General features: G+C 63.8%; 7 protein-coding genes. 5 read left to right on the top strand and 2 right to left on the bottom strand.

Annotated features, from left to right (window positions below; genetic code table 11):
• Positions 1-157: 157 nt before the first annotated feature.
• Entirely contained in the window at positions 158-1,801 is a 1,644-nt protein-coding gene (locus ACFCU0_RS16260) for an aspartate:alanine exchanger family transporter (protein WP_434974738.1), read from the bottom strand.
• A gap of 217 nt (positions 1,802-2,018) precedes the next feature.
• Between ACFCU0_RS16260 and ACFCU0_RS16255 the strand changes: the two genes are divergently transcribed.
• The 5 genes from ACFCU0_RS16255 (at position 2,019) to ACFCU0_RS16235 (ending at position 7,088) form a co-directional block, all read left to right on the top strand.
• Entirely contained in the window at positions 2,019-3,176 is a 1,158-nt protein-coding gene (locus tag ACFCU0_RS16255; RefSeq protein ID WP_434974737.1) for a cysteine desulfurase family protein, read from the top strand.
• 249 nt (positions 3,177-3,425) lie between these two features.
• Positions 3,426-4,001, top strand: coding sequence for a DUF2480 family protein (locus ACFCU0_RS16250; protein WP_434974736.1), 576 nt, complete (start codon positions 3,426-3,428; stop codon positions 3,999-4,001).
• Positions 4,002-4,129: 128 nt separating this feature from the next.
• Positions 4,130-5,317, top strand: coding sequence for a DUF2914 domain-containing protein (locus ACFCU0_RS16245; protein ID WP_434974735.1), 1,188 nt, complete (start codon positions 4,130-4,132; stop codon positions 5,315-5,317).
• A 77-nt stretch (positions 5,318-5,394) separates the two neighbouring features.
• Complete coding sequence (locus ACFCU0_RS16240) at positions 5,395-6,153, top strand: SDR family NAD(P)-dependent oxidoreductase (RefSeq protein ID WP_434974734.1); 759 nt, start codon at positions 5,395-5,397, stop codon at positions 6,151-6,153.
• Between the two features lie 140 nt (positions 6,154-6,293).
• Positions 6,294-7,088 (top strand): hypothetical protein, encoded by a 795-nt coding sequence (locus tag ACFCU0_RS16235; RefSeq protein WP_434974733.1) that lies wholly within the window; start codon positions 6,294-6,296, stop codon positions 7,086-7,088.
• Here ACFCU0_RS16235 and ACFCU0_RS16230 read toward each other — a convergent pair.
• Positions 7,085-7,948, bottom strand: a complete 864-nt coding sequence (locus ACFCU0_RS16230; protein ID WP_434974732.1) for an alpha/beta fold hydrolase — start codon at positions 7,946-7,948, stop codon at positions 7,085-7,087. The two genes, ACFCU0_RS16235 and ACFCU0_RS16230, sit on opposite strands and share 4 nt — an antisense overlap.
• Between the last annotated feature and the right edge of the window lie 41 nt (positions 7,949-7,989).

Raw genomic sequence — 7,989 nt, 5'->3', positions numbered from 1 at the left:
GCATCGGCTTCTGCCATCCGGTCGTCGAGAAATGCAGCGAAGTGCTCGGTCCAAGAAGTGTGCATGGGGTGTGGGGAATAAGGAATGGGATGACCTTGATGACACACGATGCCGGAAGGGCGCATCGCACTGCACCCGCACAAGACGAACCCGTGGTTTACATCAGCAACAGCAGAAGCTGGGCGAAGAGGATTTTGGCTATTGTTGCCATCGGAAAGGTCGTCGCGTAGCCCAGGTTTGGCAGATCGCTCCCGGTTTGCTGGATGGCGTAACTCAAAACGGCCGGTTGCGTATGCAGTCCGGCGAGCATCCCGACGAGCAGGCCCATCGGGATGCCGAGTAGCCGGTATCCGATCCAGAGTGCCGTGAACGCCGTCAGGCACGTAATGACCGCGCCAACGCCGAAGATAAGAAGCCCCGTTCCCCCGGCGAGAAGGGTGTTGAAGAAGGCATAGCCCGCTTTCGTGCCCACACCGGCGAAGAATAGCACGAGGCCGAGCTGCCGGAGCAACAGGTTCGCGTTGTACGGCAAGTACCAGACGAGCGGCCCGGTCCGACCCGCGTTTCCGAGGATGAGACCGGCAATCAGCGGTCCACCCGCGAGCCCGAGTTTGAATTCGAGGCCACCCGGCAGCGGAATCGGTATCAGACCGATCAGCATCCCGGCCATGATGCCGGTACTGAGCGTGAAGAGGTTGACCTCGCTCAGCGCTTTGTAAGAATCCCCGAAGCGTTCGTTGATGAGCGACATATCCTCCGGCCGGGCGACGACACGCACCCGATCGCCGGGCTCGAGCACCGTGTCGGCGTCAGCGAGCCACTCTACGTCGCCGCGCCGGACCCGCGTCACGATGGCCCCTACCTGCTGCAAAAACCGGAGGTCGCGCAGAGGGCGGCCCGTCACGTCGGGATTCGACACGAAGATGCGGCGGAAGTCGTACTCGTGCCGCCGTTTCTCCAAGCGTTCACGCGCCGGCTCGCCAAGGACATCGATCACCGGTGCGATGTTTTCCTTCGTCCCCACCACACTGATGACGCTGCCCGGGTGCACGACGGTATCCGCTTCAACCAGATCCTGCCCTGCTCCGGTGTGGCGGATTCGACCGAAGATGACGTCCCAGTCGTGATCCTCCATGAGACGGCGCACGCTCGTCCCGGCGATGCTCCGGTTCGTCACGAGAATCGATACGCTCTCCAGATCCTCCCCCGTCGTTTTCGCCCCGGCGACCGCGCCGGACTCCGCCTCGTAGTCGATGCTCCACAGCTTTTGCGCGATCACGATTGCCAGGATCACCCCCGCGATCCCGACCGGGTAGGCGATCGAGTACCCGACGACGGGCTCCGTCAGCATTGTGTCTACCAGGCCGGCGGGCGCCTTCGCCTCGATCCGCTCCAGCAGGGCAGCCAGCGCGGGCGTGTTGGTAAGACTCCCGGCGAACAGGCCGGACGTGACGGTATTCGAGAGTCCGAGGAGGATACCCAAACCGGCCGTCAGGAGCGCTGCGGCCCCCAGAAGACCGACAACGAACATGTTGTCGCGAACGCCTTCGCGACGCAGCGCAGAAACGAACCCGGGGCCGCTGCTCAGACCGATCGCGTACACGAATAGAATGAGCCCGAGGAGCGTCATGAAGTCCGGGAGCGCCAGCCGGGGATCGACCGCACCGAACGCGAGCCCGACGAACAGAACCGCCGCAACCCCGAGACGACTGCCTTTCACCTCGACCTGCCCCACCAGGTACCCGAGCGCGGATACGAGCACCAAGAGCAGAATCGGAGTGTCTACGAGAAACTCGATCATTCGATCGCGGCGGCGGTCTCGGGTGCAGTGGTCGTCGGTAGAGTACAAAACGCAGGCGCCGATGTGAACCACGGCCCGTTCATGAATCGGCTTCATACCGCGGAGCGAGCACCGAGGACCGGGCGTGTGCGCACAGATCGCTGAGAAACTCACGTTCCGGGCAAAGGTTGACTATAAGCCCGAAGCTACCGCATCCTTCCGCGACGATTATCCCTTTATGTCGACCCCGGTCTATCTTGACCACAACGCCACGACGCCCGTCGACGAACGGGTGATGGAACGGATGCTTCCGTACTTCACGGACCGATTTGGAAATGCCTCCAGCGGCAGCCACTCGTTCGGCTGGGCCGCCGATGAGGCCGTCGAGGTCGCGCGTGAACAGGTCGCGCAGGCACTGGACGTCGGCTCTTCCACCGTTACGTTCACCAGCGGCGCCACCGAGGCGATCAACGCCGCCATCAAGGGGGTGCTGTCCACGTACGCCCGCAAGGGCAGTCACATCGTGACGGTGGAGACGGAACACAAGGCCGTCCTGGATACATGCGACGCGGCTGAAGGAGAGGGAGCGGACATCACCCGGCTCCCGGTCGATGCGTCGGGGCAGGTATCGGCCGACGCGGTAGGCGACGCGCTGCGCGACGACACCGTGCTGGTCGCCGTCATGTGGGCCAACAACGAAACGGGCGTGATCCAGCCCATCGAGGAAATCTCTCGGGTCGTGCGCGACCACGGCGCGCTATTTCTCGTAGACGCCACGCAGGCCGTGGGAAAGATCCCGATCACCGCGGAGCCGGCTGACCTGCTCGTGGCATCGGGGCACAAAGCGTACGGGCCCAAAGGGATCGGCGTACTGTACGCCCGGGATCGCCGTCCGCGGGTTCGCTGGCAACCGCTCGTCCACGGCGGCGGGCAGGAGAAGGGGCAGCGCGGCGGCACCCTGAACGTGCCGGCCATTGTCGGAATGGGGGACGCCTTCGAGATCGCCGTCGACGAGCAGAGAGACGACAGCAACCGCATGCGCCGGCTGCGGGATCGGCTGGAAGCAGCCCTGACCGACGCGCTGGACACTGCATCGATCAATGGCCGTACCGCACCGCGCCTCCCCAATACGACCAGCCTCACCCTTCCGGGCGTGCCGGCGGAGGATCTTCTTCTCGCGATGCGCGGCATCGCCTGCTCCACCGGCAGCGCGTGCGCGTCCCACTCCAACCGCCCCAGCCACGTCCTGAAAGCCCACGGCCTCTCCGACGACGACGCCCGCTCCACCGTCCGCCTCAGCCTCGGCCGGCGAACCACAACGGAGGAGATCGACCGCGCAGCTGACACCCTGATCGAAACCGCCCACCGCCTAAAGAACCAACCGACGCTGAGGTAGCACTAACGCATCGACGCTCCACTGTCCCAACGCGATAACGCCCCAACGCGTAGCTGGTCGGTTGTTCGTCGTTTGTCGGATTTCAGGCTGCGCAGCATCGGCACCCAAACGATCGTACGGCCCAATCCCGATTGATGCAGACCCGGCCGACGATGTCCTGACGTCCGAACACCCCAAACCCCCAACGTACCAACGCCCTAACGTACCAACGCCCTAACGGACCAACGCCCTAACGTACCAACGCAAACCATGGAACCGATCACCAACCGCGTAGCCGAAAGCGAGATCGCGGTCTTCAACCTGGACAATCTCTGGGATGACCGCACCGTTGCGGAACTGGACATCAGCCCGTTCCTCGTGAAAGGACTCATGCTCAAGGAGAAACCCTTCCGGGAAGCCGTCCGCGAGCACGATTGGTCCCAGTATGAGGATCAGCACGTCGCCGTTTACTGTTCGACAGACGCCATCGTGCCAACGTGGGGCTACATGCTTGTCGCCTCCAAGCTGGAGGGCATCGCCGCCTCCGTAGCGTTCGGGCAGGAGGACGAGCTGGTCCGCGACTACTACATCCGCGCGCTCGACAACCAGGAGTGGTCGGCCTACGAAGATCGCCCCGTCGTCATCAAAGGATGCGGTTCGGATCGTGTACCGGAGGTCGCCTACCTCATCGCGACGCAGAAGCTACAGGGGGTCGCTCGCAAACTGATGTACGGCGAGCCGTGCTCGTCCGTCCCCCTTTGGCGACGCCCGAAACCGAAGAAAGAGACCGCGAAGACCGAGGCAACGGGGGTCAAGAAGCCGGACCTGCCCACACCGGGCTCTTGACGTTTGACATCGCAACGGAACGGGTTCGCTGATGTCGGCGCGCTTTCCTACCTTCTGTAGCGACTGGCACATCTTCTGCGTGATGCCCGTCCCCACTGCGCCCCTCCCTTCGTTCCGCGACCCGTTCCATGTCGACTGATGTAGCCGCCGGTACGGCAGCCGGTTCTGCAGCCGGCTTGCTGGGATCCATCATGGATCGCCTCGACGCCAGCCCCCGGTACCGGCTGGCGCGTCTCCTCTTTCATCGCCACGAGAACCTGCTGCCCCCGACGCTCTTCCTCGGCGGTGTCGGCTGGGACGCGGCCACGCTCCGCCGCATCGACGCCCTCGTGGATAACGTCTTCCTCGCCGTCTACCTGGCGCTTCTGGGGGGCTTTATCATGCTCACCGCCTTCGACCGGGGCGGGAAGCTTCGACTCAAGCCGCTGAAGCAACTCACCGGCTGGTCCACCGGCGCCATTCAGTTTCTCTGCGGCGGCCTCTTCAGCGCCTACGTCATCTACTACACGCAGAGCGCCTCGCTGACGACCGCTTCGCTGTTCCTGCTCGTCCTCGTGTCCCTCCTCGTGGCGAACGAGTTTATGTGGGAACGCACCGGGACCGGCAATCTCTACATCCTGTTCGGGATCTATTTTCTGGCGGTCTTCTGCTACTTCACGTTCTTTCTGCCGATCCTCTTCGGCACGATCGGGTACGGCCTCTTTATCCTGAGCGGGATCGTGAGCGCGATCATCGTCGGATCGATGCTCTTCATCCTCTACCGGGCGGGCATTTTCAAGACCACCGCGTCGTACCTCGGCGCCGTCAGCGTCGTCGTCTCCCTGCTGCTGCTCGTCAACGTCTTCTACCTGCAGCACTGGATCCCGCCGGTCCCCCTCGCCCTCCGGCACGGCGGCATGTACCGCGCCGTTGAGGTGGAAAAGGACGCCTACGCCCTGCGCTACGCGAAAGCGCCGTGGTACGCCTTCTGGGAGGACCCCGACGAGGAGGTCTTTGAGTACGCCCCCGGGGACGAGGTCCACTGCTTCGCCGCCGTGTTCGCACCGACGGAGCTCAAGACAAACGTGTACCACCGATGGCAGAAGTACGACCCGAAAACCGAGCGGTGGGTCAGCACCGACCGCATCGGATACAACGTCGAAGGCGGCCGCGACAACGGATATCGCGGATCCACCTTCAAACAAAACGTCCAACCTGGGGAGTGGCGCGTCACGATTGAAACCGAGGACGAACGTCCGATCGGGCGTGTCAATTTTGAGATCGTCCCGGCGGATACGTCGGCCGACCGCGAGTACGGGACCCGCCTGTACTACTGACGCGAGCCGGTCTGCGCCAACAGACCTCCCTTCCATCCAGACAGACATCCAGACTGCCACCATCCTCACAGTACAGTATGACGCTCGACCTCTCGGGACAAACCGCCCTCGTCACCGGCGCCAGCCGCGGAATCGGCGAGGCCATCGCCCGCGTCCTTGCCGAAGCGGGCGCAACCGTGGCCGTGCACTACGCGAACAGCGCAGATGCAGCCCGGGCGGTGGCCGAGGCGTGCGGTAACGGGGCGCAGACGTTTCAGGCGGACCTGTCGGACCTCGACGCCGCGGACGGACTGATCGCTCAGGTAACGGATACCCTGGGCGGGCTGCATGTCCTCGTAAACAACGCCGGCGTTGCCGTGTCCGCGCCGATCGACGCGTCGACCAGCGACTGGAACGAGGCGTGGACGCGTACGATGGCGGTCAACCTCCAGGCGCCCGAGCTCCTCTGCCGCCACGCGATCCGGCATTTCCAGGCTCGCGGCGGCGGACGCATCGTCAACATCGCCTCCCGTGCCGCACATCGGGGCGATACGCCGGACTACATCGCCTATGCCGCATCGAAAGCCGGCGTCGTCGCACTGACGAAGTCGCTCGCCCGCGGCTTCGGCACGGACAACATCAAGGCGTTCACCGTCGCGCCCGGCTTCACGCGGACGGACATGGCGCAGGACTTCATCGATACCTACGGGGAAGAGTACGCAACCCACGACCTGGCGCTTTCGACGCTCACCGAACCGGACGACATCGCTCCGACGGTGGCGTTTCTCGCGAGTGGCCTCGCGGATCATGCCACGGGCACCACGATCGACATTAATGCCGGGAGTTACGTGCACTAGACTGTGGCGTATCCGCACACGTTATTTTGCTATGTAGCCCTATTTTTTCGGCGACTTGCTTATCTTATCTTCAGGAGTGCGTGTTGCCCGGTTACGTCCCCCCATCGCCCGCCTCTCGGAGTCCCCATCTGCGTTAGACCATGGAACCGTTTCGTCGCTACACCGCGGGTGACATCCGCACCATCCTCCAGCGGGCAGCCCGGCGCCAGTCACAGGCTAGCAAGGCCATGGACTCTGTGTCGTCCAGCCTAACGCTGAGCGATATCGAACGCGCCGCACGCGAGGCCGGCATCGAGCCAAGGCATGTTCGCGAGGCAGCGGCCGATCTCGAGAGCCCTGATGACGATTCCGTCGTCCGCATAAGTCGCTCCCTCTCGTTTCCACCATCGGACGAGATTTGGCGCGCGATCGTCGATGAGCTGCGGGACGCGTATCAGACGCCTGGTTCCACCGGCGAGATCGGAAGCAGCCGTGAATGGACGGCCCGCGACAGCCATTCGCAGACCGTGCATGCGACCTTCTATGAGAAGGACGGTGCAACAACGCTGTCGCTCAGCCAGCACTACGAATCGCTCGGACAGGCCGCCCGCATCGGAAGCACAACGATCTTCACCATCACCGCGCTTCTCGGGCTGCTGTATCTGCTCGGCGACTTTGGCGTCGGTGTCGTCTACCTCTTGACCACGTTTTTCGTCATGTCTGCGGTCCTCTTCGCCGCAGGGCCGAAGCTGGAGGCGTGGATGCGCCGTCGAACGCGACATTCCATCGCGTCGACGCTCGACCGACTCGAACTCATCGCGCTGCGGCACGCACCGGAGAAAGAGCGTGCCGCGAGGGCGTCGATGTCGACCGAGGAAGCTACGAAACAGCAGAACCTGTCGGCTGACCGAGATGAAAAGCCGAAGCAGGCGACAAGACGTCAACGAACGCGTTAGCTGGACACCGTTTTCGGTGGGCGTCCCTCGACCGTCGCGGCGGATGAATCTTTCTCGCCGGCCCCCCATCCCGCTTCGACACGCTGCAAGTAGTCGTCCAGGATCGCGTTGAACGCTTCCGGCTTTTCCACAGGCAGCGCGTGCCGGGCCCCATCGACCACGGCCAGTTCGGCGTTCGGCATGCGCGCCACCGCCAGGTTTTTACTGGATACCGGCGTGTAGTCGTGCTCGCTGGACACGAACAGGGACGGAATGTCGATCTCGTGGAGGCGGTCGTGCACGGACCAGCCCATGATCGCGTCGACCGTCCGAACATAGGCGGCCGGGTCGTTGTCGGCCCATCGCTTCACGAATTCCCGCCGCAGGTTCTCCTGATCCGGTCGAACGAAGAGCTTATCGGCGATGATTTTGCCGACGCGGCGCATGCCCAGCACCTGTACGGCGAGACGACGGGACGCGTAAAACCATACGTCGTGCCACGTCTTCAGCCGCACGTCGGAGGCGCTGTTCACGACGGTCAGGCTCCGAACCAGGGCCGGCGCATTGAGCGCTAACTGGAGGGCCACCATGCCGCCCATCGACAGGCCGACCACGTGCGCGGGCCATGCGTCTCGCTTCCGCAAAAGGACCGCAACATCCCGTGCAAACTGCGAGATGCTGTACGCCTCTCGCGGCTTGTCGGAACGGCCGTGACCGCGGAGGTCGAGCGTCAGCACGCGATAGCGCGACGCGAAGTGCGGAACCTGCGCAAACCAGTCGCGCGCACTTGAGCCCAACCCGTGGACCAGCAGGAGCGGCTCGCCCTGTCCATCCTCCTCGACGTGGAGCCGCGCCCCATCTACCGTTACCGTTAACGTCATATCGGGACTTGAAGCGGTGCAGGTGTCAGACGCCGCTCCTA

Origin of the sequence: Longibacter sp., assembly GCF_051155795.1 — a bacterium.
Taxonomy (GTDB): domain Bacteria; phylum Bacteroidota; class Rhodothermia; order Rhodothermales; family Salinibacteraceae; genus Longibacter.
This window is presented reverse-complemented; position numbering and strand designations above follow the sequence as displayed.